General features: G+C 67.5%; 20 protein-coding genes. 12 read left to right on the top strand and 8 right to left on the bottom strand.

Annotated elements, in window-relative coordinates:
• Positions 1-41: 41 nt before the first annotated feature.
• From smc to LRM18_RS02005, 5 genes are all read right to left on the bottom strand, one after another.
• On the bottom strand, positions 42-3,545 hold the full coding sequence (gene smc / locus LRM18_RS02025) for a chromosome segregation protein SMC (protein WP_270950396.1): 3,504 nt from the start codon (positions 3,543-3,545) through the stop codon (positions 42-44).
• A 259-nt stretch (positions 3,546-3,804) separates the two neighbouring features.
• Positions 3,805-4,254, bottom strand: coding sequence for a 50S ribosomal protein L9 (gene rplI, locus LRM18_RS02020; protein ID WP_043398478.1), 450 nt, complete (start codon positions 4,252-4,254; stop codon positions 3,805-3,807).
• 105 nt (positions 4,255-4,359) lie between these two features.
• On the bottom strand, positions 4,360-4,590 hold the full coding sequence (rpsR, locus tag LRM18_RS02015; RefSeq protein WP_002804494.1) for a 30S ribosomal protein S18: 231 nt from the start codon (positions 4,588-4,590) through the stop codon (positions 4,360-4,362).
• Positions 4,591-4,601: 11 nt separating this feature from the next.
• Entirely contained in the window at positions 4,602-5,039 is a 438-nt protein-coding gene (rpsF, locus tag LRM18_RS02010; protein ID WP_006452997.1) for a 30S ribosomal protein S6, read from the bottom strand.
• Positions 5,040-5,259: 220 nt separating this feature from the next.
• Entirely contained in the window at positions 5,260-5,598 is a 339-nt protein-coding gene (locus LRM18_RS02005; protein ID WP_049428383.1) for an iron-sulfur cluster assembly accessory protein, read from the bottom strand.
• Positions 5,599-5,727: 129 nt separating this feature from the next.
• Between LRM18_RS02005 and asnS the strand changes: the two genes are divergently transcribed.
• The 12 genes from asnS (at position 5,728) to LRM18_RS01945 (ending at position 16,242) form a co-directional block, all read left to right on the top strand.
• Positions 5,728-7,122: an asparagine--tRNA ligase gene (gene asnS / locus LRM18_RS02000; protein WP_057493207.1), complete on the top strand. Its 1,395-nt coding sequence runs from the start codon at positions 5,728-5,730 to the stop codon at positions 7,120-7,122.
• A 30-nt stretch (positions 7,123-7,152) separates the two neighbouring features.
• Positions 7,153-7,452, top strand: coding sequence for a hypothetical protein (locus LRM18_RS01995; RefSeq protein WP_005417403.1), 300 nt, complete (start codon positions 7,153-7,155; stop codon positions 7,450-7,452).
• Positions 7,453-7,459: 7 nt separating this feature from the next.
• Entirely contained in the window at positions 7,460-7,774 is a 315-nt protein-coding gene (locus LRM18_RS01990; protein ID WP_049465843.1) for a hypothetical protein, read from the top strand.
• A 7-nt stretch (positions 7,775-7,781) separates the two neighbouring features.
• On the top strand, positions 7,782-8,420 hold the full coding sequence (locus LRM18_RS01985; RefSeq protein WP_270950076.1) for an FMN-binding negative transcriptional regulator: 639 nt from the start codon (positions 7,782-7,784) through the stop codon (positions 8,418-8,420).
• 74 nt (positions 8,421-8,494) lie between these two features.
• Entirely contained in the window at positions 8,495-9,157 is a 663-nt protein-coding gene (can, locus tag LRM18_RS01980; protein WP_049465839.1) for a carbonate dehydratase, read from the top strand.
• Between the two features lie 19 nt (positions 9,158-9,176).
• The gene (locus LRM18_RS01975) at positions 9,177-9,698 is read left to right on the top strand and encodes a 3-hydroxyanthranilate 3,4-dioxygenase (protein WP_164687862.1); all 522 of its coding nucleotides are present in this window, start codon (positions 9,177-9,179) and stop codon (positions 9,696-9,698) included.
• A gap of 162 nt (positions 9,699-9,860) precedes the next feature.
• Entirely contained in the window at positions 9,861-11,135 is a 1,275-nt protein-coding gene (gene kynU / locus LRM18_RS01970; protein WP_103281819.1) for a kynureninase, read from the top strand.
• A gap of 31 nt (positions 11,136-11,166) precedes the next feature.
• Entirely contained in the window at positions 11,167-12,534 is a 1,368-nt protein-coding gene (locus tag LRM18_RS01965) for an NAD(P)/FAD-dependent oxidoreductase (RefSeq protein WP_049465833.1), read from the top strand.
• Positions 12,534-13,973 carry an exodeoxyribonuclease I gene (sbcB, locus tag LRM18_RS01960; protein WP_182068144.1) on the top strand — a complete coding sequence of 480 codons (1,440 nt, stop codon included), beginning with the start codon at positions 12,534-12,536 and terminating at the stop codon, positions 13,971-13,973. The genes LRM18_RS01965 and sbcB overlap by 1 nt, the downstream gene beginning before the upstream one ends.
• Positions 13,970-14,656, top strand: a complete 687-nt coding sequence (locus LRM18_RS01955) for a DUF2461 domain-containing protein (protein ID WP_049408575.1) — start codon at positions 13,970-13,972, stop codon at positions 14,654-14,656. The genes sbcB and LRM18_RS01955 overlap by 4 nt, the downstream gene beginning before the upstream one ends.
• Complete coding sequence (locus LRM18_RS01950; RefSeq protein WP_154330886.1) at positions 14,656-15,648, top strand: aldo/keto reductase; 993 nt, start codon at positions 14,656-14,658, stop codon at positions 15,646-15,648. Before LRM18_RS01955 ends, LRM18_RS01950 begins: the two co-directional genes overlap by 1 nt.
• A gap of 42 nt (positions 15,649-15,690) precedes the next feature.
• Positions 15,691-16,242 carry a DUF2939 domain-containing protein gene (locus tag LRM18_RS01945; RefSeq protein ID WP_270950067.1) on the top strand — a complete coding sequence of 184 codons (552 nt, stop codon included), beginning with the start codon at positions 15,691-15,693 and terminating at the stop codon, positions 16,240-16,242.
• A 52-nt stretch (positions 16,243-16,294) separates the two neighbouring features.
• Here LRM18_RS01945 and LRM18_RS01940 read toward each other — a convergent pair whose 3' ends face one another.
• From LRM18_RS01940 to LRM18_RS01930, 3 genes are all read right to left on the bottom strand, one after another.
• The gene (locus LRM18_RS01940) at positions 16,295-17,239 is read right to left on the bottom strand and encodes a 5'-nucleotidase (RefSeq protein WP_019660382.1); all 945 of its coding nucleotides are present in this window, start codon (positions 17,237-17,239) and stop codon (positions 16,295-16,297) included.
• 47 nt (positions 17,240-17,286) lie between these two features.
• Positions 17,287-18,060: an NAD kinase gene (locus LRM18_RS01935; RefSeq protein WP_049465824.1), complete on the bottom strand. Its 774-nt coding sequence runs from the start codon at positions 18,058-18,060 to the stop codon at positions 17,287-17,289.
• 191 nt (positions 18,061-18,251) lie between these two features.
• A complete protein-coding gene (locus LRM18_RS01930) occupies positions 18,252-23,228 on the bottom strand; it encodes an NAD-glutamate dehydrogenase domain-containing protein (protein WP_053504756.1) in 4,977 nt (1,658 codons plus the stop codon).
• Between the last annotated feature and the right edge of the window lie 204 nt (positions 23,229-23,432).

Below are 23,432 nucleotides of genomic sequence, written 5' to 3'. Positions count from 1 at the left end.
AGGTTCTCCGGCTAGTTCATTCAGGTAACTAGGATGGCACGTCAGGCCGCGCCCGCCAATCGCGCAGCTTCTTCCAGGTCCACGCTGACCAGGCGGCTGACGCCCGGCTCGCGCATGGTCACGCCCGAGAGCTGGTGCGCCGCCTCCATCGTCGCCTTGTTGTGGCTGACGAACAGGAACTGCACCTTCTCGCTCATTTCCTTGACCATGTTGGCCAGGCGACCGACGTTGGCTTCGTCCAGCGGTGCGTCCACCTCGTCCAGCAGGCAGAACGGCGCCGGATTCAGCTGGAAGATGGCAAACACCAGCGCCACGGCGGTCATCGCCTTCTCGCCGCCGGACAGCAGCGAGATGCTGGACACGCGCTTGCCCGGCGGGCGCGCCATGATGGTCACGCCGGTATCGAGCAGGTCTTCACCGGTCAGCTCCAGGTAAGCATGGCCGCCACCGAACAGGCGCGGGTACAGCGCCTGCACGCCGGCGTTGACGCGGTCGAAGGTGTCCTTGAAGCGGCCGCGGGTCTCGCGATCGATCTTGCGGATCGCGTCTTCCAGGGTTTCCAGCGCGGTGGTCAGGTCCGCGTGCTGCGAATCCAGGTAATCCGAACGCTGCGAAGCCTCGCCGTACTCGTGGATGGCCGCAAGGTTGACCGGCTCCAGCCGGCGCATGCGTGCGTCGATCTGATGCACGGCCTGCTCCCAGTCGCCCAGGCGCGCATCCTCGGGGAGTGCGTTGAGCACGTCCTGCAGCACGAAGCCGGCCTTTTCCACCGCCGCCTGCAGGGTGTCGGCGCTGAGCACCAGTGCCTGCTGGTCCAGCTTGCGCTGCGAAATCCGCTCGCGCTGGGCCAGCGCCTGTTCGTCGCGCTGGTGGCGGGTCTGCTCGTAGTTGCGCAGCTCGGCGTCGATGCCGTCCAGCAGCGTCCGCGCCTCGGTCAGCACGCGGTCGGCGCGCACGCGCTCTTCCAGCGCGTTCTGGTGTTCGGCCTGCAGCGCTTCGACCGGCGAGTCACCTTCGTCCAGCTGCGAGTGCAGCTCGCCCAGTCGCGAATCCAACTGCCCACGCTGGGTGCCCATGCGCTCCAGCGCCTGGCTCAACGAGGCCAGCTGCGCGCGCTGTGATTCCAGGGTCAGTGCCAGCGCATGCGAGCGCTCGCGCACCGCACGGGCGGCATCGCGGGCCAGGTCGCGGGCCTCGGTCAGCTGGCGGCGCTCGCCCTCCAGCCGCTGCCGGGTCGACTCCAGGTCACCCATGCTGCTGACCGCGTTCTCCAACCGCGAGCGCGCTTCGCGCGCCTGCTCGTTGTTGGCTTCAATCGTTTCCTGCAGCTGCTTCAGCTCGCCTTCAATGCGGTCGATGCGCGTGCGTGCAGCCTCCACCTTGCCCTGCTGGCCCTGCAACTGGCCGGCCAGTTCGGACACCGCGCGATGGGCCTGGTACAGCGCGCGCTGCGCGTCCTCGCGCTGCTGTTCGGCCGCCTGCAGCTGCTCGCGGAAACCGGCCAGCTGGTCTTCCAGTTCGGCCTCGCGGTCCTGCAGCTGTTCGATCTGCTCGCGCAGTTCCTGGATCTCACGTTCGCGCAGCAGCGCGCCCTGCTCGGCGGCACCGGAGCGCGACACGCGCAGCCAGCCCCGGCCCAGGCGCTCGCCGCTCTGGGTGATGATCGAATCGCCTTCGGGCAGGCTGGCCTGCAGCGCCTTCGCCTCGGACAGGTCGCGGGCCGCATGCAGGTGTGCCAGCAGCCGACGGATCGCCGCCGGGCCACGCACGCGTGCGGCCAGCGAGGTGGGTGCAACCTTCAGTTCGGCATCGTCGTTGGCGACCAGCGCGAGGTGACCGTCGCCCAGCTCGCCAAGCGCGTCGACCAGGCTGGCCGGGTCATCGACCAGCACGCCTTCGATCAACTGGCCGAGCGCGCTCTCCACCGCGTTTTCCCAGCCGGCATCCACGTCCAGGCGCTCGCCGACGCGCGCCGCCGAATCCAGCCCGCGCGCCTTCAGCCAGGCGACGGCCGCGCCCTGCTCCTGGCCCAGCGCGGCCTGCTGCAGGGTTTCCAGCGAGGCCAGGCGGCCGCGCAGGCCGTTGGCCTGCTTGCGCAGTTCGGCCAGTTCGTTCTGGCCATTGCGCTGCTGTTCCTGCACGGCCGCCACGCCCTGCTTGCGCAGCTCGACGTCTTCGCTCAGTTCATCCAGCGCGGCCTTCTGCGTGTCGTGCTGCAGGTGCAGCTGCTCGAAGGCTTCCTCCAGCGCGTCCACGTCCAGCCCGGCACGCTCGGCGGCCAGGGCTTCACGACGCCGGTCGGCATCGAGGATCTGCTTGTCCAGGTAGTCCACGCGCGTGCGCTCGACATCGCCGGCGCGCGAGGCCTCCGAACTCTGCGAGGTGTGCTGTTCCCAGCGCTGCTGCCAGCTGGCCAGCCGTTCTTCGGCCTCGCGCAGGCTTTCCTGCTTGATCTCGTTCTCTTCCTGCAGCTCCTCCAGCTGCGGGGTGGCAGCCTCCACCGCCTCGCGCAGCACGCTCAGCCTGGCCTCGTCGCCGCTGATGTGCTGGCCCAGTTCGGCCAGCGCCTGCTGCGTTTCATCGCGCGCCTTGTGCAGGCGCTGGGACAGCTCGCGCTGGTGCTGGATCTGCTGTTCCAGGCGCGCCAGCGTACTGCCGACCTGGTAGACCGCCGCCTGCGCGGTGTTGAGCGCGTCGGCAGCCTCTTCGCGCCGCGCGCGCGAGGTTTCGATGCGGGCTTCGGCATCACGCTGGTCGGCAATCAGCTGCTGCAGCCGCGTTTCTTCCTGCGACAATCCTTCGCGCAGCTTGGACAGGCGTCCGTCGAGGCCGCGGAATTCCAGCGCCTTCCACTCGGCGTCCTTGACCCGGCGCTCTTCCTGCAGGGCCTGGTACTGCTCGGCCTGCTTGGCCTGGCGCTTGAGGTGCTCCAGCTGCTTGCTGATCTCGTCGCGCAGGTCGCCCAGCCGGTCCAGGTTCTCGCGGGTGTGGCGGATGCGGGTCTCGGTTTCCTTGCGGCGCTCCTTGTATTTGGAGATGCCGGCTGCCTCTTCCAGGTACACGCGCAGGTCTTCCGGGCGCGCCTCGATGATCTGGCTGATCATGCCCTGCTCGATGATCGAGTAGCTGCGCGGGCCCAGGCCGGTGCCGAGGAACAGGTCGGTGATGTCGCGGCGGCGGCACTTGGTGCCGTTGAGGTAGTAGTTGCTGGTACCGTCGCGGCTGACCGTGCGCTTGACCGAGATTTCGTTGAACGAGGCGTACTCGCCGGAGATCGTGTGGTCGGAGTTGTCGAAGATCAGCTCGACCGTGGCCTGCGACACCGGCTTGCGGGCATTGGAACCGGAAAAGATCACGTCGGTCAGCGAGTCGCCGCGCAGGCGGCTGGCCGAGCTCTCGCCCATGACCCAGCGCACGGCGTCGATGATGTTCGACTTGCCGCAGCCATTGGGCCCCACCACGCCGGTCATGTTGGTCGGCAGGTGCAGGGTGGTCGGATCGACGAACGACTTGAAGCCGGACAGCTTGATCGTGGAAAGACGCATAGGGGTTCCGGACTGGGGCCGGCAAGCGGCCTGCGTTTACCCTCCAAGTCATTGATCCTGCTGGGATCGATGCCCGTGGAACGGGTGTGACGCCCTGAGTATACCGATGTGGCCGTGTTCTACGAATGGGCGTGGAACATTGTCCAGCCCCACCCCGCCGGCCGGACGTGGCCCGACGCCACGAAACGGAGCCATAAAACAAAACGGGCACCCTTGCGGGCGCCCGTTCTGCGGTGATGCCAGGCCTTGCGGCGTGGGATCAGGCTTCGGCGACGACGACGACCTTGACGGTGGTCTCGACGTCGGCGTGCAGGTGGATCAGCACGTCGTACTCGCCGATGTTGCGGAAGGCGCCTTCGCCCAGGATGACTTCGCTCTTGCTGACCGGCAGGCCGGCAGCGGTGAAGGCATCGGCGATTTCGCGGGCGCCGACCGAGCCGTACAGCTTGCCTTCGGTCGAAGCGTTGGCCGGGATGGTCACGCTCGCGCCGTCCAGCTTGGCCTTGCGGGCGTCAGCTTCGGCGTGGATGGCCTGGGCCTTGGCTTCATATTCGGCGCGCTTGGCTTCGAACTCGGCCTTGTTGCTCTCGGTGGCCGGCACGGCCTTGCCCTGCGGCACGAGGAAGTTACGGCCGTAGCCCGGCTTCACGTCGACCAGGTCGCCCAGGTTGCCGAGGTTGGTGACTTTCTGCAGGAGGATCAGCTGCATGGTATTGCTCCAGATAAGTTATTCGTTAGCGAGGCGATGCCCCGCAACAAAGGCTGTCCGAATAGCTGGCACAGCGGGGGCGGCACCGGGCCGCCCCGCCGGGCATCAGACGTCGTGGTTGTCGGTGTACGGGATCAGGGCCAGGAAGCGAGCGCGCTTGACGGCGGTCGCCAGCTGGCGCTGGTACTTCGACTTGGTACCGGTGACGCGGCTCGGCACGATCTTGCCGTTCTCGGTCAGGTACTGGCGCAGGGTGTTGAGATCCTTGTAGTCGATCTCCTTCACACCTTCAGCCGTGAACTTGCAGAACTTGCGGCGACGGAAGAACTTGGACATGGGAAGGCTCCTTAGGCGGCGGAAGCGGCGTCGTCGCCGGCTTCGTTGTCAGCGGTGGTGGTGGACTCGCCTTCTTCGTCGTCACGACGACGGCGCTCACCGCGCTCCGGCTTGTCACCCTTCTCGTCCTTGCTCTTCATGATCAGCGACTGCTCGGTGTCAGCCTCGTCACGCTTGATGACCAGGTTGCGCAGCACGGCGTCGTTGAAGCGGAAGCTTTCGGTCAGTTCGTTCAGAACGGCCTGGTCGGCTTCGATGTTCATCAGCACGTAGTGGGCCTTCACCAGGTTCTGGATCGGGTACGCCAGCTGGCGGCGGCCCCAGTCTTCCAGACGGTGGATGGTGCCGTTGCCGTTCTCGACCAGCGACTTGTAGCGCTCGATCATGGCCGGGACCTGCTCGCTCTGGTCCGGGTGGACCATGAACACGATTTCGTAATGACGACTCATGTTTTTTCTACCTTTCGGATGTGGCCTTGCGGCCGGACAGCCCCCCGCCGTTGAGACCGCGGTGGGGCAAGGGTTCCCGCCAGGGAGGCAGGAAGCCGCGCATTATGGCGCAGATGGGGTTGCCGGGCAACCGGTGGGTCACCTGGCGCCCTGAACCGGGGGCGGGCGCCCAGCCAAGCCGGGTGGGGCGCCACCAGAACGATCAGGTCCCGCCGGGCCCTCAGGCCTTGTCGGCGTCGGTGGTGAAGCTCTCGCCGCAGCCACACTCGGCGGTGGCGTTCGGGTTGCTGAACGTGAAGGTCTCGCTCAGGCCGTGCTTGCCGAAGTCGATCACCGTGCCGTCCACCAGCGCCAGGCTCTTGGCGTCGACGTAGATCTTCACGCCGTCCTGCTCGAACACGGTATCGCCCTCGCGCTCATCGCGGGCCAGGTCGGTCACGTGGCCCCAGCCGGAACAGCCGGTCTTGGTCACGCCGAAACGCAGGCCCAGCGCGCCGGGGGTCTGGGCGACGAAGCGCTGCACGCGCTCGAAGGCAATGGGGGTCAGGCTGACGGCCATGGGGGCTACTCCAGAGATACAGGGACATTATAAGGAGCCGTTGCCGCGAAAAATGCCTCGCAAGCGGAACGCTGCAACCGGTAAACTCCCGTGTTCACAGATCGAGTCGATCAGCAGAGGATTCAAGTCATGACGGTGGTCAGCGTTGAACATGCGCTTGCCGGGAAGATCCCGGAAGGCGGCGAAGTCACGGTACGCGGATGGGTGCGCACGGTGCGCGGTTCAGCGAATCTGGCCTTCGTGAATGTGAGCGACGGCTCCTGCTTCGCCCCGATCCAGGTGGTGGCCAACGACAGCCTGGGCAACTTCGACGAGATCAAGCGCCTGACCAGCGGCTGTTCGGTCATCGCCACCGGCACCCTGGTGAAGTCGCAGGGCAAGGGCCAGTCGTTCGAGATCCAGGCCAGCACGCTGGAGGTGGTCGGCTGGGTCGAGGACCCGCTGACCTACCCGATCCAGCCCAAGCCGATGTCGCCGGAATTCCTGCGCGAAGTGGCCCACCTGCGCCCGCGCACCAACCTGTTCGGGGCGGTCACCCGCATCCGCAACTGCCTGGCCCAGGCCGTGCACCGCTTCTTCCACGAGAACGGCTTCAACTGGATCAGCACCCCGATCATCACCACCTCCGACGCCGAAGGCGCCGGCCAGATGTTCCGCGTGTCCACCCTGGACATGGTGAACCTGCCGCGTGACGAGAAGGGCGCGATCGATTTCAGCCGCGACTTCTTCGGCAAGGAAACCTTCCTGACCGTGTCCGGCCAGCTCAACGTCGAGGCCTACTGCCTGGCGCTGAGCAAGGTGTATACCTTCGGTCCGACCTTCCGCGCCGAGAACAGCCACACCACCCGCCACCTGGCGGAGTTCTGGATGATCGAGCCGGAAATCGCCTTCGCCGACCTGGCCGAAGACGCGCGCCTGGCCGAAGAGTTCCTGAAGTACCTGTTCCGCGCGGTGCTGAACGAACGCAGCGACGACCTGGCCTTCATCGCCGAGCGCGTGGACAAGAACGCGATCACCAAGCTGGAAGACTTCATCAATGCGCCGTTCGAGCGCATCGACTACACCGATGCGGTCAGCCTGCTGCAGAAGTCCGGCAGGAAGTTCGACTTCCCGGTCGAATGGGGCCTGGACCTGCAGACCGAGCACGAGCGCTGGCTGACCGAGGAACATGTCGGGCGCCCGGTGGTGGTGACCAACTACCCGGAGCACATCAAGGCCTTCTACATGCGCCTGAACGACGACGGCAAGACCGTCGCCGCGATGGACGTGCTGGCCCCGGGCATCGGCGAGATCATCGGCGGCAGCCAGCGCGAAGAGCGCCTGGACGTGCTGGACGCGCGCATGGCCCAGTTCGGCCTGGACCGCGAGCACTACAGCTGGTACCGCGATTTCCGCCGCTACGGCTCGGTGCCGCACGCGGGCTTCGGCCTGGGCTTTGAGCGCCTGGTGGTGTACGTCTGCGGCCTGTCCAACATCCGCGATGCGATCCCCTACCCGCGCGCCCCGGGCAGCGCGGACTTCTAAGCCCCACACGACCACGGAGGTACTGCCCCCATGACCCTGTTCTTCGCCCTCTGTTTCGTCGGCGTTGCAGTGGCCGGGTTCAGTGCCTTCGTGATCTTCTGGCCGCTGACCCTGGTGCACGTGCGCGACCGCCATCCGGCGCTCGCCGAGCGCTTTGGCAGCGGCGCCTTCCTCAAGCCCGATGCCCTGGCCTGGCTGCTGCGCCGTGATTATCGCCAGCAACCGGACCGCTCGCTGTCCGGGCTGGCGACGCCGGCCTGGGTATCGCTGCTGACCCTGCTGGCCGGACTGGGCATGGCCGCCCTGCTCTGGCTGGCCTCGCTCTGGTAACGCATCCATGAATGACATCTCCGTCTCGCGCGACAGCTGGTGGCTGGCCAGCCTCGGCAACACCCTGATCTGGGCGCGCCTGCGCGTGCGCCCGGCCGGCACCGCCGAAGTGCTCGACAGCGATGGCAATACGCTGAGTTATGACAGCGAAGACACCGCGCGTTCGCAGCTGTTCGACGCCGAATTCGTCGAGTACGACGGCCTGGATGAGGAAGACGCGCTGGTGCGCGGCTTCAGCCTGCACGAAGTGCAGCCGCCGCAGGCCGACAGCGACGAGGGCCTGCGTGGCCGCATGATCCAGTCGCTCGGCGGGCGCGCCTGACCCTGGCATGTTCACCCCGCGCGCCTTCGCCGAGACCGACCTGCTCTGGCTGGACCGCCTGCTGGCACGCGACCCGTTCGTCACCGTGCTCACGACCGGCGGCGATGGCCTGCCAGAGCTGACCCGGATGCCGGTGCTGTACCGGCGTGACGGCGATCGCATCGAACTGTGCGGGCATTGGGCCCGCGCCAACCCGCAGTCGCGCCACCGCGGCACCGCCAAGGTGCTGGTCGATGGACCGCACGGCTATGTTTCGGCCAGCTGGTACCCGGACAAGGAGCCTGCTGCGCGGGTGCCGACCTGGAACTATGCGGTTGCCGAGCTGCGCGGCCAGCTGCACACGTTCGACGATGCCGGTGCGCTGGCTGAACTGGTCGGCGCGATCAGCGACCGTTTCGAAGCCAGCGTCGGCCAGGCCTGGCGGTTCGATGCCGCGCGCGCCGAGCACGGCCCGGAGCTGCGCGCCATCGTCGGCTTCCGCTTCCAGGTTGAACACGTACAGCTGAAGCTGAAATTCAGCCAGAACCATCCCGACGCCAACCAGCAGGCCGTGATCGCCGCACTGGACGCGCTCGCCACCCCGTCCTCCCATGAGCTGGCGCAGTGGATGCGCTGGCACCGTGAACAGTCCGCCTCCAGCGGCTGATCACCTCAGCTTCCCGCGACAGCGCGACGAGAACGGCCGCGCCTTGCCCCCACCCGACGCCAGGGATACCGCACATGAAAGACATCCACCGCCTGCTGCAGAACAACCGCGACTGGGCCGACCGCATCGCCAAGGAGGACCCTGAGTTCTTCCAGCACCTGTCCAAGCAGCAGCATCCGGAATACCTGTGGATCGGCTGCTCCGACTCGCGGGTGCCGGCCAACCAGATCATCGGCATGGCGCCGGGTGAAGTCTTCGTGCATCGCAACGTCGCCAACGTGGTGGCACACAGCGACCTGAACTGCCTGAGCGTGGTGCAGTACGCGGTGGACCAGCTGAAGGTGAAGCACATCCTGATCGTTGGCCACTACGGTTGCGGCGGCGTGCACGCCTGCCTGCACAATACCCGCGTCGGCCTGGCCGACAACTGGCTGCGTCATGTCGGCGACGTGGTGCAGAAGCACCAGGGCATCCTCGACGCGATCGAGGACGACGAGCTGAAGCACGCGCGCCTGTGCGAACTGAACGTGATCGAGCAGGTCGCCAACCTGTGCCGTTCAACCATCGTGGAGGACGCCTGGGCCCGCGGCCAGAAGCTGATGGTGCACGGCTGGGTCTACAGCCTGAAGAACGGCCGGGTCAGCGAGATGGGCATCGACGTCGGTGCACCGGAAGAGTTGAAACCGGCCTATGAAAAGGCGCTGTCCTTCGTGCCCCGCCAGGGCCGGCGCGACTGAACCCCCACGGACAACGACCATGCTCGCTTCGCCGATCAACCTGCACGCCTGGATCGAAGAGAACCGCCACCTGCTGAAGCCGCCGGTGGGCAACAAGATGATCGACAACGGCGATTTCATCGTGATGGTGGTCGGTGGGCCGAACTCGCGCACCGACTACCACTACGATGAAGGCCCGGAGTGGTTCTACCAGCTCGAAGGCGAGATGGTGCTGAAGGTGCAGGAGGACGGCGCGGTGCGCGACATCCCGATCCGCGCCGGCGAGATCTTCCTGCTGCCGGCCCGGGTGCCGCACTCGCCGCGGCGCCCGCCCGGCGGCATCGGCCTGGTGGTCGAGCGCAAGCGCCTGCCGCACGAGAAGGACGGCGTGATCTGGCACTGCGAACGCTGCAACCACAAGCTGCACGAAGAGTTCTTCGCGCTGCAGAACATCGAGACCGACCTGCCCAAGGTGTTTGCGCGCTATCACGCCAGCCTGGAGCTGCGCACCTGCAGCCAGTGCGGGCACGTGGATCCGCTGCCGGCGCCAGCGGCGGACTGAGCCAGCGAACGCTAGTTGCCAGCCTTGGTGGGCGCTTTCTTGTACGTGCGCCAACCAAGGTTGGCGACTACCGGATCACGCGGCGCTGGTGCCGGGTCGGCTGCTACCGGGCCATGCCCCAGGCGCTACACTGGCGGTCCCGTTGCAGCCTGTTGCCCGACCATGTCCGACCTGCTCAGCCGCACCCATGCCATTGCCCTGGACGCCGCCGATCCACTGCGCCCGCTGCGCAGTGAATTCCTGATTCCGCGCCATGGCGGCGGAGAGCAGACCTACTTCGTCGGCAATTCGCTGGGCCTGCAGCCGCGCGGCGCGCAGGCGGCGGTGCAGGAGGTGATGAAGCAGTGGGGCGAGCTGGCCGTGGAAGGCCACTTCACCGGGCCGACGCAGTGGTTGTCGTACCACCGCCTGGTCAGCGCGCAGCTGGCCCGCGTGGTCGGCGCGCTGCCCAGCGAAGTGGTGGCGATGAACACGCTCAGCGTGAACCTGCACCTGATGATGGTCAGCTTCTACCGGCCGAGCACGCAGCGCCCGGTGATCCTGATGGAAGCCGGCGCATTCCCCACCGACCGCCACGCGGTGGAAGCACAGATCCGCTTCCATGGCTTCGACCCGGCCGAGTGCCTGGTGGAAGTGCAACCGGACGAAGCCAACGGCACGATCTCGCTGAACGCGATCGAACGTGCCATCGCCGAGCACGGCCCGCGCCTGGCGCTGGTGCTGTGGCCCGGTGTGCAGTACCGCACCGGCCAGGCCTTCGACCTCGATGCGATCACCCGCGCCGCCCGCCTGCAGGGCGCGCGCATCGGCTTCGACCTGGCGCATTCGGTGGGCAACCTGCCGCTGCGCCTGCATGACGTGGCCCCGGATTTTGCCGTGTGGTGCCATTACAAGTACCTCAACAGTGGCCCGGGGGCGGTGGCCGGGGCGTTCGTGCACGAGCGCCACCATCGCGACACCACCCTGCCGCGCTTTGCCGGCTGGTGGGGGCATGAGGAAGCCACCCGCTTCCAGATGGCGCCGCAGTTCACCCCGGCGATCGGTGCCGAAGGCTGGCAGTTGAGCAATCCGCCGATCCTCGGCCTGGCGCCCCTGCGGGCCTCGCTGGACCTGTTCGAGCGCGCGGGCATGGACGCACTGCGCAGCAAGTCGCTGGCGCTGACCGGCATGCTCGAAGCACTGGTGCGCGCGCGCCTGCCCCAGGTGCTGGACATCATCACCCCGGCCGACCCGCAGCGCCGCGGCTGCCAGTTGTCGCTGCGCGTGATCGGCGGCCGCGAACGGGGGCGTGCGCTGTTCGAACACCTGCGCGGCATCGGCGTACTGGGCGACTGGCGCGAACCCGACGTGATCCGCATCTCGCCCACCCCGCTCTACAACCGCTACCTGGACGTGCACCACTTCGTCGAGGAAGTGGAAGCCTGGGCAGGCCTTTGAGTCGGCCCCTTTCCTGCTGCTGGACAGTTCGTTGATCGCACACGCTTCCCGCTCGTTGAGCATTATCGGTGCCGGCCTCGCCGGGTCCCTGCTGGCCATCCTGCTGTCACGGCAGGGCTGGCGCATCACCCTGTACGAACGCCGCGGTGATCCGCGCGTGGCCGACTACGAGAGCGGCCGCTCGATCAACCTGGCGTTGGCCGAGCGCGGGCGCAATGCACTGCGCCAGGCCGGCGTGGAAGACGAAGTGATGGCGCGCGCGGTGATGATGCGCGGCCGCATGGTGCACCCGCGCGACGGCGCGCCGCAGCTGCAACGCTACGGCCGCGACGACAGCGAGGTGATCTGGTCGATCCACCGCCGTGACCTGAACACCACGCTGCTGGAGCTGGCCGAACGGGCCGGCGCCACCGTGCACTTCCACCGCCGCCTGCACACCGTTGATTTCGATGCCGGCCATGCGCGCTTCATCGATGATCGCGACGACAGTCCGCACGACATCCACTTCGATACCCTGATCGGTGCCGACGGCGCAGGGTCGGCGCTGCGCGCGGCGATGAACCGGCGCGCGCCGCTGGGCGAGGACATCGCCTTCCTCGACCACTCCTACAAGGAGCTGGAGATCCCGCCGGCCGCCGACGGTGGCTTCCGCATCGAGCGCAACGCACTGCACATCTGGCCCCGTGGCCACTACATGTGCATCGCCCTGCCCAACCACGAAGGCACCTTCACCGTCACCCTGTTCCTGCCCAACCAGGGCGATCCCAGCTTCGCGACGGTCAATACCGGTGCGCAGGCCGAGGCGTTGTTCGCGCGCGAATTCGCCGATGCGCTGCCGCTGATCCCCAACCTGCGCGCCGACTGGGAGCAACATCCGCCGGGCCTGCTTGGCACGCTCACCCTGGAGCGCTGGCACCAGCAGGGGCGCGCCGTGCTGATCGGCGATGCCGCCCACGCGATGGTGCCGTTCCACGGCCAGGGCATGAACTGCGCGTTCGAGGACTGCGTCGCACTGGCCCGCCACCTGATGGACGCGGATGACCTGCAAGGTGCGTTCGCCGCGTTCGAAGCCGAGCGCAAGCCGAATGCACGTGCCATCCAGCAGATGGCGCTGGAAAACTACCTGGAGATGCGCGACCGCGTCGCCGATCCCGCATTCCTGCTGCAGCGCGAACTGGAGCAGGAACTGCAGCGGCGCTGGCCGACCCGCTTCGTGCCGCACTACACGATGGTCACCTTCCTGCACACGCCGTACGCCGAGGCGCTGCGCCGCACCGAACTGCAACGCGACATGCTGGTGGCCGCCACCACCGGCCATGATTCACTGGACAACATCGACTGGGCCGCGCTGGAAGCGCAGATCCACGCGCAGCTGCCGGTCCTGGAGGGCGCGCACTGATGGCCGACAGCTTCCTGTTCTACGACCTGGAAACCTTCGGCCAGGATCCGCGGCGCACGCGCATCTCGCAGTACGCCGCCATCCGCACCGATGCCGATCTCAACGAGATCGACACGCCGGTCAGCTTCTTCGTGCGGCCGGCCGATGACCTGCTGCCCTCGCCGATGGCCACCCTGGTCACCGGCATCACCCCGCAACAGGCGCTGGCCGAGGGCATCAGCGAGGCCGAGGCCTTCGACCGCATCAACGAACAGCTGTCGCGCCCCGGCACCTGCGCACTGGGTTACAACACGCTGCGGTTCGACGATGAGTTCGTCCGCTACGGCCTGTTCCGCAATTTCCATGATCCGTACGAACGCGAGTGGCGCAATGGCAATTCGCGCTGGGACCTGCTGGACATGCTGCGGCTGATGCGGGCGATGCGGCCCGAGGGCATCCAGTGGCCGCTGCGCGAGGACGGCGCGACGTCGTTCAAGCTCGAACACCTGGCCGAAGCCAACAACGTGCGCGAGGGCGATGCGCACGAGGCGCTGTCGGACGTGCGCGCGACCATCGGCATGGCGCGGCTGTTCAAGCAGTCGCAGCCACGGTTGTGGGACTACGCACTGAAGCTGCGCGACAAGCGCTTCGTCGGCGGCCTGCTGGACGTGGCCGCGATGAAGCCGGTGCTGCATGTTTCCATGCGCTATCCCGCCAGCCGCCTGTGCGCGGCGCCGGTGCTGCCGCTGGCCGTGCACCCGACCATCAACAACCGGGTGATCGTGTTCGACCTGGACGGTGACATCGACGATCTGCTGGCACTGCCGGCCGAGGTGATCGCGCAGCGCCTGTACCTGCGCGCCAGCGAGCTGCCCGAGGGCGTGGCACGGGTGCCGCTGAAGGAGGTGCATCTGAACAAGGTGCCGGCGCTGATCGCCTGGAACCACCTGCGCGCCGATGACCACGCGCGCCTCGGCCTGGACGTGGCCGCGATCGAAGCCAAGGTGGAACGGCTGCGCGCGTTTGCGCCGCAACTGGCCGAGAAGGCCCGCCAGGTCTACAACCAGCCCCGCGCCGCCACCGTGGCCGACGTTGACGCCTCGCTGTACGACGGTTTCCTCGGCAACGGCGACAAGCCGCTGCTTGCCCTCGCCCGCACCACCGCGCCGGAGCAGCTGGCCGCGCTGGAGGGCCGCTTCCGCGACCCGCGCCTGCCGGAACTGCTGTTCCGCTATCGCGCGCGCAACCATCCCGGCAGCCTCGCGCCGGCTGAACGCCAGCGCTGGCAGGATTACCGCCGCCAGCGCCTGCTCGGCGACGGCGGGCTGGGCGAACTCAACCTGCCCCAGTACCGGCAGCAGCTCGATGCATTGGCCGCCGAAGCGCCCGACGATGCGCGGCGCCAGGCCCTGCTGCAATCGCTGCGCGAATGGGGCCAGCACCTGCAGGAGACACTGTGAGCACCTACTTCTCGGACGCCAGTTTCAGGTTCCTGCGCAGCCTGGCACGGCACAACGACAAGGCCTGGTTCAACGACCACCGCCAGCAGTATGAAGACCACGTACGGCAGCCGTTCCTGCGCCTGCTGGGCGACCTGCAGCCGGCCCTGGCCGAGGTCAGCGAACACTTCCGTGCCGATACCCGCGGCGTCGGCGGCTCGCTGTTCCGCATCCATCGCGACGCGCGCTTCTCCAACGACAAGTCGCCGTACAAGACCTGGCAGGGGGCGCGCCTGTTCCATGAGCGCCGCCGCGAGGTGGCCGCGCCGTCGTTCTACGTGCACCTGCAGCCGGGCGAGAGTTTCGTCGGTGCCGGCCTGTGGCATCCAGAGCCGGAAACGCAGCGCCGCGTGCGCCACTTCATCCTCGACAACCCGGGCAGCTGGAAGGCCGCCGCGCATGCCCCGGCCCTGCGCAAGCGCTTCGATTTCGAGGAGAGCGAGAAGCTGGTGCGTCCGCCGCGTGGTTTCCCCGCCGACTTCGAGTTCATCGACGACCTCAAGCACCGCAACTGGGTGATGTGGCGCTCGCTGGACGACGCCACCATGACCGGCCCACGCCTGCTGTCCACGCTGGGCAAGGACCTGGCCGCGCTCGGTCCGTTCGTCGATTACCTGTGCGCCGCGCTGGATCTGGAGTTCTGATGTCGCAGGATCTTCCGCTGGCCCGCCAGCGGCGCGTGCTCGGCCGCACCGGCCTGGCCGTTTCACCGATCGGCCTGGGCTGCTCCGGCTTCTGGGGCCATCGCCGCTTCCCGGAGCATGAGGCGGCCGCCGTGGTCGAACATGCGCTCGCCCATGGCGTGAATCTGCTCGATACGGGTCACAACTATTCCGGCTTCCATGCCGAGCCGCGCCTGGGCCGCATCCTGCGCCCGTTGCTGAAGCAGTACCCGCGCGACGCGCTGGTGATCTCCAGCAAGGGCGGCACGCTGACCGGCCAGGCCGGCATCAGCGGTGCCGAGCAACGCAACTTCTCGCCCGCGGCCATCACCGCCAGCTGCGAGGCGTCGCTGCGCAACCTCGGCCTGGATCACCTGGACATCTACCAGCTGCATGGCGCCAGCGAGCACGACATCAACGACGATCTGCTGGCCGCGCTGCAGCGCCTGCGCGAGCGCGGGTTGATCCGGCACACCGGCATCAACACCCACTCGGCCTCGACCCTGCGCTGGATGATCGCCCATCCCGGCGCCTTCGATGTGGTGCTGCTGGACTACAACGCCCTGCAGCAGGACCGCGAACCGCTGATCGACCAGTTGCAGGCGGTGGGCATCGGCGTGCTGGCCGGGACCGTGCTGGCGCAGGGCCACCTGCTGCCCGCACGCCCGCGCCTGCCACGGCTGGCCGATGGCTGGTACCTGGCGCGCGCCTGGCTGAAGCCCAGCAGCCGCCAGCTGATGCGCAGTGCCCGCCAGATGCGCCGGGCAGTGGCCGCGATCCGCAGCCAGCGTCCGGCGCAGACCGCCTTCGCCTATGCATTGGGGCATCCCGGCGTGGCCAGCGGCATCCTCGGCACTACCCGCATCGGCAGCCTGGACGAGGTGCTGGCAACACGCGTGGAAGCGCTGGGCCCGACCGAGCGGCAACAGCTGGTGGAGGCCTTCGGCGACGGGCAGGGTTCGCCCAGTCAGTAAGTCTTCACCCGGTGCTGCCGCGGTTGCGGCAGTCTGGTCGCCATGAAGAAACTCTCCGCGCTTGTGGTGCTGCTGGTCCTGGCCTTGGCGGCCTGGTGGTTCGGCGGCCCGTACCTGACGGTCAACGGCCTGTCCAAGGCCATCGAGCAGCGCGACACCGCGCGCCTGGAACGTTACGTCGACTTCCCGCGCGTGCGCAGCAGCCTGCGCGCGCAGCTCAATGACTACGTGGTGCGCCAGGCCGGCCCCGAGGTGGCGGCCAGCCCGTTCGGCGCCCTGCTCTACGGCCTGGGTGATCAGCTCGGTGGCGCTGCGGTGGACACCCTGATGACCCCGACCGGGATCGGCGCGATGCTGCAGGGCCACGTGCTGTGGAAGCGCGGCCGCAATGAGTTGCAGGGCGGCGATGTGTTCGGCCCGACCGAGCCGGCGCAGCCCCTGAAGCAGGCCGAACACCATTTCGAGTCATTCGACCGCTTCGTGATCGATGTCGATCGCGGCCCCGGCCAGCCGCCGTTGAAGGTGGTGCTGGAGCCGCAGGGCCTGCGCTGGAAGGTGGTGGACCTGCAGCTGGGGCTGTCCGGCAGCCCGTGACCGGACCCGTGGCCTGACGGCAATGCCGACCAGGGTCGGCAACGGCCAGGCCCTAGCCCTCGTTGGCGACGCCGTGCGGCACGTGGCCGGCGGCCACATGCTCGCGGGCGCTGTCGATGTTGTGCTGCGAATCATCGAAGAAGATGTCGGCACCGAACGCCTGCAGGAACGGCCCCTTGTGGCGGCCCCCGAGGAAGAGCGCTTCGTCCAGTCGCACGCCCCACTCGCGCAGCGTGCGGATCACCCGTTCATGCGCCGGCGCCGAACGTGCGGTCACCAGCGCGGTGCGGATCGGTGCGCTCTCGCCGGCCGGGAACACTTCCTGCAGCGTATGCAGGGCCGACAGGAAGCCCCGGAACGGGCCGCCGCTGAGCGGTTCGCGGGCCCGTTCGCGCTCGTGCCGGCCGAACGCTTCAACGCCCTGCTCGCGCGAAATGCGCTCACTCTCGTCGCCGAAGATCACCGCATCACCGTCGAAGGCGATGCGCAGCTGGCCGGCCGGGCGACCGATGTCGATCTGGTCGGCTGCTGCGGCCGCGGTCTCGCCCGGCGGCTTGGGCAGGATGGTCGCCGCTGCGATGCCATGGCGCAGCGCGCTGCGCACCGATTCCGGGTTGGCCGACAGGAACAGATCGGTGCCGAACGGCTTCACGTAGGGCCAGGTCGGCTCGCCGGCGGTGAAGGTCGCGCGGATGATGCCCAGGCCGTAGTGCTGGATCGAGTTGAAGATGCGCAGGCCGGTGTCGGCCGAGTTGCGCGACAGCAGGATCACCTCGACCCGGGGGTTCTCCGGGCTGGCGCCCTGGTTCAGCGCCAGCAGCTTGCGCACCACCGGGAAGGCCACGCCGGGGCCGAGGATGTCGTCCTCGTGCTGGCGCTGGAACTCGGCGTAGGCCGCCACGCCATCGCTCTCGAACAGTGCGTGGCTTTCTTCGAGGTCGAACAGCGCGCGCGAGGTCACCGCGACGGTCAGCAAACGGGGGGAGTTGTCGCCCATCGGTGGGGGTCCTTCAAGCGGTCGGCACGGCCGGCCGCCTATTGTCCTCAAAAAACGAACTGTTCGCTCAGGATCCGGTCTTCCAGGTTGTGCTCCGGGTCGAACAGCAGGGTCACGCGGCGGTCCCTGGACTCGCGGATGGTCACCTCCACCACGTCGCGGGTCTCGTGCGAATCAGCGGTGACACTGACCGGACGCTTGTAGGGATCGAGCACGCGGAAGCGCACCTCGGTATCCGCCTTCAGGATCGCCCCGCGCCAACGCCGCGGGCGATAGGGCGCCAACGGCGTCAGGGCGATGGTATGCGAGCCCAGTGGCAGTACCGGGCCATGCGCGGAGTAGTTGTACGCGGTGCTGCCGGCCGGGGTGGCCACCAGCACGCCATCGCCGATCAGTTCGGCGACGCGCTCCTGGCCGTTGAGGTCGATACCGATATGCGCGGCCTGGCGGGTCTGGCGCAGCAGCGAGACATCGTTGTAGGCCAGTGAACCGGTGCTGGTGCCCGATTCGGTCAGCGCCACCATCTCCAGCGGGCGCAGGTTGGCCGGTTCGGCGCGCGCAATGCGGGCCTGCACGTCGTCGTCGCCACGGTACTGGTTCATCAGGAAGCCGACGGTACCCAGCTTCATGCCGAACACCGGCTTGCCGAGGTGCCCGTGCCGATGCAGGGTCTGCAGCATGAAGCCGTCGCCGCCCAGCGGGCACAGCACGTCGGCCTGCTCCGGCGTGTGATCGCCATAACGCGAAATCATCGCCGCGCGGGCCATCTGCGCCGGTTCGGTGGTGCTGGCCAGGAAAGCGATGCGGGGGGTGTCGCTCATCGGTGGATCCGGGTGGGGTGTGCCAGCAAGAGCATACCCGGTAGTGCCGGCCGCTGGCCGGCAACAGCAGCCGGTTGCGGTTCATGCGGTTGCCGGCCAGCGGCCGGCACTACCCGGCAATGCAGATCGGCCCCGCTTTCGCGGGGCCGTTCCGGTTCACGCATGCCAGGCATGGCCTGGCACTACTTCACTTACGCACCATGCGCGGCCAGCTGGCCCAGGCGCTGCACCGCGACCGAGACGGTCGGGTAGTCCAGGGTCTTCTGCTCGGCCAGTTCGGCCAGCATCGCCAGGGTGAAGCGCAGGCTGTTGTCATCGCGACCCATCCAGGCCGCCACCTTGGCTTCGGCGCTGCCACCCTTGGTGCCCAGCACCTGGCCTGCCAGGTTGCGGTGGTTGGCCGCCAGTTCGTCACGCAGCACGCCACGTGCCACCGCATGCCAACGGCCGTTGACCTCCAGCGCGTCGACCTGCTCGAACAGCCACGGCAGCTGCAGGGCATCGCCCAGGCGGAAGTGGACCTTGGACACGTCAACCGGCTTCAGCTTGCGGGTACGGGCCAGCTCGATGATGTCGAACGCCGGCTCCAGGAAGTGCAGTTCGGCCAGCTGCTGCGCCAGCGCGGACGGCAGGCCCTTTTCCTTCCACTCGGCCACCAGGGCTTCGTAGGTCGGACGCTGCGAATCCGGCAGCACGCCCGAAGCAACGCGGATGTCGTTGAACGGACCCTGGTAGCGGTTGACCGCCTCGGTGATGCCCGGCATCGCGCCCGGGCGCGACAGCAGCCAGCGCACGAACGAACGCTGCAGCTTCCAGATCACTTCCAGTGCGTCGATCTGCACCGACTCCGGCACCTTGCCATCGAGCGCGTCGATCTGCGCCCACAGTGCACGTGCATCCAGCGTTTCGCGGCTGATGGTGTAGGCCTTGGCAACCTCGGCGATGGAACGGCCGGTGTCTTCCTGCATGCGCATCAGGAAGGTGGCGCCCATGCGGTTGATGGTCTGGTTGGTCACGGCCGTGGCGATGATTTCGCGCTTCAGGCGGTGACGCTCCATCGCGTCGGCGTACTTCTTCTGCAGCGGGGTCGGGAAGTAGCGCTGCAGCTCCTTGGACAGGTACGGATCTTCCGGAATGTCCGAATCCAGCAGCTGGTTGAACGCCACCAGCTTGGAATAGGACAGCAGCACCGACAGCTCCGGACGGGTCAGGCCCTGGCCGCGTGCCTTGCGCTGCGACAGCTCGGCATCGGACGGCAGGAACTCGATCTGGCGGTCGAGCAGGCCCTGCTGTTCCAGGGTGCGGATGAAGTGCTGCTTGGACCCCAGGCGCTTGACCGCCATCCGCTCCATCAGGCTCAGCGCCTGGTTCTGGCGGTAGTTGTCGTTGAGCACCAGCTCGGCGACCTCGTCGGTCATCGACGCCAGCAGCTTGTTGCGCTGCTCGACGGTCAGCTTCTTGGCCCGCACCACATCGTTGAGCAGGATCTTGATGTTGACTTCGTGGTCGGAGGTATCGACGCCGGCCGAATTGTCGATGAAGTCGGTGTTGAGCAGCACGCCGGCCTGGGCAGCCTCGATGCGGCCCAGCTGGGTCATGCCCAGGTTGCCACCCTCGCCCACCACCTTGCAGCGCAGCTCGCCACCGTTCACGCGCAGCGCGTTGTTGGCGCGGTCACCGACATCGCTGTGCTGCTCGCTGGCGGCCTTGACGTAGGTACCGATGCCGCCATTCCACAACAGGTCGACCGGAGCCTTCAGGATCGCGCTCATCAGATCGTTCGGCGACAGCGCCTTGACGTTCTCGTCCAGGCCCAGCGCTTCACGCACCTGCGGGGTGATCTCGATCGACTTGAGGCTGCGCGGGTACACGCCGCCGCCCTTGCTGATCAGCTTGGTGTCGTAATCAGCCCAGCTGGAACGCGGCAGGGTGAACAGGCGTTCGCGCTCGACGAACGACGTGGCCGCGTCCGGGTTCGGGTCCAGGAAGATATGGCGGTGGTCGAATGCAGCCACCAGGCGGATGTGGCGCGACAGCAGCATGCCGTTGCCGAACACGTCGCCCGACATGTCGCCGACGCCGACTGCGGTGAAGTCCTGGCTCTGGCTGTCACGGCCCAGGGCGCGGAAGTGGCGCTTGACCGATTCCCACGCGCCGCGCGCGGTGATGCCCATGCCCTTGTGGTCGTAGCCCACCGAGCCACCCGAGGCGAACGCATCGCCCATCCAGAAGCCGTGCGCGATGGCCAGGCCGTTGGCGATGTCGGAGAAGGTCGCGGTGCCCTTGTCGGCCGCCACCACCAGGTACGGATCGTCCATGTCGTGGCGCACGACATCCACCGGCGGCACGATCTTGTTGTTGACGATGTTGTCGGTGATGTCCAGCAGGCCCTGGATGAACAGCTTGTAGCAGGCCACGCCGTTGGCGAAGATCGCATCACGGTCGCCGTTCACCGGCGGGGTCTTGGCGAAGAAGCCGCCCTTCGCGCCGACCGGCACGATGACGGTGTTCTTGACCATCTGTGCCTTGACCAGGCCCAGCACTTCGGTACGGAAGTCCTCACGACGGTCCGACCAGCGCAGGCCGCCACGGGCGACCGCGCCGAAGCGCAGGTGGGTACCTTCCACGCGCGGGCCGTAGACGAAGATCTCGCGGTACGGGCGCGGCTTCGGCAGGTCCGGCACCAGCGCCGAATCGAACTTGAAGCTGATGACATGGCCGTGCTGGCCGTTGGCATCGGTCTGGTAGTAGCTGGTACGCAGGGTCGCGTCGATCACGCCCATGAACGAGCGCAGGATGCGGTCCTCGTCCAGGCTGGACACGCGGTCCATCAGCTTCAGCAGCGCATCGCGCGCGGCCTGCATCTGCGCGTCGCGGTCACCCTTGCGGGCATCGACCACGCTCTTGAGCACCTTCAGCGTGGCGTCGTCGCCAGCAGCCAGCACATCGAAGTGGGCCTTCAACTGGGCCTGGCCGGCGGCGATGTCATCCTTGCTCTCGTGGCCGGTGGCCGGATCGAAGCGGGCTTCGAACAGTTCCACCAGCAGGCGTGCCAGCAGCGGGTAGCGCGCGAAGGTGCCTTCCACGTACGCCTGCGAGAACGGCACGCCGGTCTGCAGCAGGTACTTGCAGTAGCCACGCAGCATGGCGACCTGGCGCCAGTGCAGGCCGGCAGCCAGCACCAGCCGGTTGAAACCGTCGTTCTCGGCGTCGCCATGCCAGACGCGGGCGAAGGTCTCGCCGAAAGCCTCGTCGACGCTGGCGGCATCGATCGCGCCGGCGGTCGACTCGACCTCGAAGTCCTGCACGTACACCGGGGCGTTGTCGACCGTCAGGCGGTACGGGCGCTCGGCGATCACGCGCAGGCCCATGTTCTCCATCATCGGCAGCGCGTCCGACAGCGGAATGTCGTCCAGCTGGCGGTACAGCTTCAGGCGCAGGCCATCCCCGCCTTCGCGCGGCACGGCCTGCAGGCTCAGGCGCAGGTCGTCCGGGCCGGTCAGGGCATCGAGCTGGCTGACATCGTTGGCGGCAACCGCGGTGCTGTTGTCTTCGATGTAGCCGGCCGGCAGTGCCTTGCCGATACGGGCGGCGATGCGCAGGCCTTCGGTCTCGCCGTGGCGGGCCACCAGCGCTTCGCGCAGGTCGTCCTGCCAGTTGCGCAGCACCTGGGCCAGCTTCTGCTCCAGGTCGGCGGTATCGACGTCGAGCATCTCACCCGGCTTCGGGCGCACGATCAGGTGCACCTGCGCCAGCGGCGATTCGCCCAGCACCACCGAGCTGTCGACGTACTCACCGTGCAGTGCGTCCTTCAGCATCGCTTCGATGCGCAGGCGCACGTCGGTGTTGAAGCGCTCGCGCGGCAGGTAGACCAGCGCGGAGATGAAACGGCTGTACTTGTCGCGGCGCAGGAACAGGCGGCTGCGCACGCGCTCCTGCAGGCCCAGCACGCCCATCGCGGTGCGGAACAGTTCGTCCTCGCTGGACTGGAACAGCTCTTCGCGCGGCAGGGTTTCCAGGATGTGGCGCAGGGCCTTGCCGCTGTGGCTGGCCGGGGCCAGGCCCGACTGCTTCATCACGTGCTCGTGGCGCTGGCGCACCAGCGGGATTTCCCACGGGCGGCGGTTGTAGGCGCTGGAGGTGAACAGGCCGAGGAAGCGCTGCTCGCCGATGATCTTGCCCTTGGCGTCGAATTCCAGCACGCCGATGTAGTCCATGTAACCGGCGCGATGCACGCGCGAACGGGCGTTGGTCTTGGTCAGGATCAGCGCGTCCTTCAACCCGGACGTGGTGTTCAGGCCCTGCGCGGCCAGAGTCTTGACCGGACGGGCGGCGGACTTGTCCTTGCCGCGCATCAGGCCCAGGCCGGTGTCGTTCAGCGGCGCCAGCACCTCTTCCTTGCCCTGCTTCTCGACGCGGTACTCGCGGTAGCCGAAGAAGGTGAAGTGGTTGTCGGCGGCCCAGCGCAGGAACTCCTGCGCCTCCTTGCGCGACGCCGCGTCGACCGGCAGCTGGCGGCTGCCCAGGTCGTCGGCCAGCGCCAGCGCCTTGTCCTTCATCGGCTGCCAGTCGCGCACGATCGCACGTACTTCGTCCAGCGCCTTGTTGATGGCCTGTTCGATGGCGGCCATGGCGTCGGCCGGCTGGCGGTCGATCTCCAGCAGCATCACCGACTCGGCATCGCCCTCGCCGACCTTGACCAGCTTGCCGGCCTTGTCGCGGGTGAAGCGCAGCACCGGGTGGCCCAGCACGTGGACGCCCACGCCCTGCTCGGCCAGCGACATGGTGACCGTATCGACGAGGAACGGCATGTCATCGTTGACGATCTGCAGCACGGTGTGCGGCGATTCCCAACCGTTGGCCTTCGCGGTCGGATTGAACACGCGGACGTTGGCCTTGCCGGCCTTGCGGGCACGGGCGAATTCCAGCGTCTCAGCCGCGAGAGCGGCCCACTCTTCAGCGCTGTGGTGCGGGAACTCGTCCGACTCCATGCGCTTGTAGAAGTCAGTGGCAAAGGCCACTGCTTCGGCCTGTGCGGCCGCGGGGTAGCGCTTGCGCAAGGCCGTGTACACCGGCTCCAGGGAGAAACCAGCGGTCACTGCGACCTCCGACTCTGCTGGTTTCGTCTTGTTTTTCACGGTCTTGGCTGCGGTTTTTTGCGGTTTCATGGCAGAGCGATGCGCTTGCTCAGTTGGGAAAATGAAATTGTAGCCCTACGGCGCGAAAAGGCCTTGCTGCAGGACGGAATAAGCAGATTCGGGTTTGCTGCGGTTTAGACGCCTATTCAGTTCGCACCGGTATGGGCGTGGCGACCATTTCGGCACTGCCGGCAGGATCGGCAAAACGTGTTACCGGAAGACACACGCGGCGAC

The organism is Stenotrophomonas sp. PI_27 (genome assembly GCF_027854495.1).
Taxonomy (GTDB): Bacteria; Pseudomonadota; Gammaproteobacteria; order Xanthomonadales; family Xanthomonadaceae; genus Stenotrophomonas; species Stenotrophomonas pavanii.
The sequence above is the reverse complement of the archived record's forward strand: the minus strand, read 5'-3'. Positions and strand labels throughout refer to the sequence as shown.

Excerpts from the sequence above, each read along its gene's own strand:
- LRM18_RS01975 (WP_164687862.1), top strand. The coding sequence starts at position 9,177 with ATGCTCGCTTCGCCGATCAACCTGCACGCCTGGATCGAAGAGAACCGC.
- LRM18_RS02005 (WP_049428383.1), bottom strand. The coding sequence starts at position 5,598 with ATGGCCGTCAGCCTGACCCCCATTGCCTTCGAGCGCGTGCAGCGCTTC.
- LRM18_RS01950 (WP_154330886.1), top strand. The coding sequence starts at position 14,656 with ATGTCGCAGGATCTTCCGCTGGCCCGCCAGCGGCGCGTGCTCGGCCGC.
- LRM18_RS01940 (WP_019660382.1), bottom strand. The coding sequence starts at position 17,239 with ATGGGCGACAACTCCCCCCGTTTGCTGACCGTCGCGGTGACCTCGCGC.
- asnS (WP_057493207.1), top strand. The coding sequence starts at position 5,728 with ATGACGGTGGTCAGCGTTGAACATGCGCTTGCCGGGAAGATCCCGGAA.
- rplI (WP_043398478.1), bottom strand. The coding sequence starts at position 4,254 with ATGCAGCTGATCCTCCTGCAGAAAGTCACCAACCTCGGCAACCTGGGC.
- LRM18_RS01990 (WP_049465843.1), top strand. The coding sequence starts at position 7,460 with ATGAATGACATCTCCGTCTCGCGCGACAGCTGGTGGCTGGCCAGCCTC.
- rpsR (WP_002804494.1), bottom strand. The coding sequence starts at position 4,590 with ATGTCCAAGTTCTTCCGTCGCCGCAAGTTCTGCAAGTTCACGGCTGAA.
- sbcB (WP_182068144.1), top strand. The coding sequence starts at position 12,534 with ATGGCCGACAGCTTCCTGTTCTACGACCTGGAAACCTTCGGCCAGGAT.
- can (WP_049465839.1), top strand. The coding sequence starts at position 8,495 with ATGAAAGACATCCACCGCCTGCTGCAGAACAACCGCGACTGGGCCGAC.
- kynU (WP_103281819.1), top strand. The coding sequence starts at position 9,861 with ATGTCCGACCTGCTCAGCCGCACCCATGCCATTGCCCTGGACGCCGCC.
- rpsF (WP_006452997.1), bottom strand. The coding sequence starts at position 5,039 with ATGAGTCGTCATTACGAAATCGTGTTCATGGTCCACCCGGACCAGAGC.
- LRM18_RS01935 (WP_049465824.1), bottom strand. The coding sequence starts at position 18,060 with ATGAGCGACACCCCCCGCATCGCTTTCCTGGCCAGCACCACCGAACCG.
- LRM18_RS01930 (WP_053504756.1), bottom strand. The coding sequence starts at position 23,228 with ATGAAACCGCAAAAAACCGCAGCCAAGACCGTGAAAAACAAGACGAAA.
- smc (WP_270950396.1), bottom strand. The coding sequence starts at position 3,545 with ATGCGTCTTTCCACGATCAAGCTGTCCGGCTTCAAGTCGTTCGTCGAT.
- LRM18_RS01995 (WP_005417403.1), top strand. The coding sequence starts at position 7,153 with ATGACCCTGTTCTTCGCCCTCTGTTTCGTCGGCGTTGCAGTGGCCGGG.
- LRM18_RS01945 (WP_270950067.1), top strand. The coding sequence starts at position 15,691 with ATGAAGAAACTCTCCGCGCTTGTGGTGCTGCTGGTCCTGGCCTTGGCG.
- LRM18_RS01985 (WP_270950076.1), top strand. The coding sequence starts at position 7,782 with ATGTTCACCCCGCGCGCCTTCGCCGAGACCGACCTGCTCTGGCTGGAC.